We start from the raw sequence: 831 nt of genomic DNA, 5'->3' as shown, positions 1-831 counted from the left end.
GAGGATCTTCTTGGCAGCAAGCGGATGTTCCTGTATCTGTTTTACTCACTGCTGTTGATTTTGTCTCGTCGGATAAAGGGTGGGCAGTTGGTCATGGCGGAGTCATTCTGCATTCAAATGACGGTGGTTTAAGCTGGGTGAAACAGTTTGATGGTAACCAAGCTAATCAATCCATCATAGAGCAAGCCGAAGCTTACATCGCTGAGTTAGAGTTTGAATTAGATGAAAGTGGTGGCTCAGACGAAGATCTCGAGTATGAACTTGAAGATGCTCAATATGCGCTCGAGGATGCTGAACTTGATGCTGAAATTGGTGCGTCAAAGCCTTTCTTAGATGTTGCATTTTTGACTGACACGCATGGTTTTGCAGTGGGTGCTTATGGGTTTTTGTTCGAAACGACAGATGGTGGTCGCACATGGGAAAATGCCGGCGACCGTCTGGATAACTTAGATCGTTTTCATTTGAACGCGATTAAGGTTCTTGAAGGTGGCAATTTGATCATTGCAGGTGAAGCGGGTGTGTTGTTTACCTCAAGTGATAAAGGTCAATCTTGGGATACGGTAAATAGTCCGTATGAAGGTTCGTTTTTCGGTGTTTTGCCTCTCAAGGATAAAAACAGCGCCTTGGTATTTGGTCTCCGTGGAAACTTGTTTAAGACCGTCAATGCTGGTCGCTCGTGGTCAAAAGTTGATTCGGGCACAGAAAGTTCACTGATGGGCGGTGCGTTAGATGGTAATAAGCAAATTAGCATTACTGGTAATGCAGGGACTGTGATAGTCAGCAATGATGGCGGTGAAACATTCTCTTCGTATTCCCGCGCAGATCGTTTAG

The 831-nt window shown here is 45.1% G+C and carries 1 protein-coding gene; it reads left to right on the top strand.

Translation table 11 applies throughout. The features are described 5' to 3' along the window. A partial coding sequence (locus tag A3738_RS24965; RefSeq protein WP_068763926.1) for a YCF48-related protein occupies nt 1-831 on the top strand: 831 nt, incomplete at both ends.

It is taken from the genome of Oleiphilus sp. HI0066 (assembly GCF_001635725.1).
The sequence above is the reverse complement of the archived record's forward strand: the minus strand, read 5'-3'. Positions and strand labels throughout refer to the sequence as shown.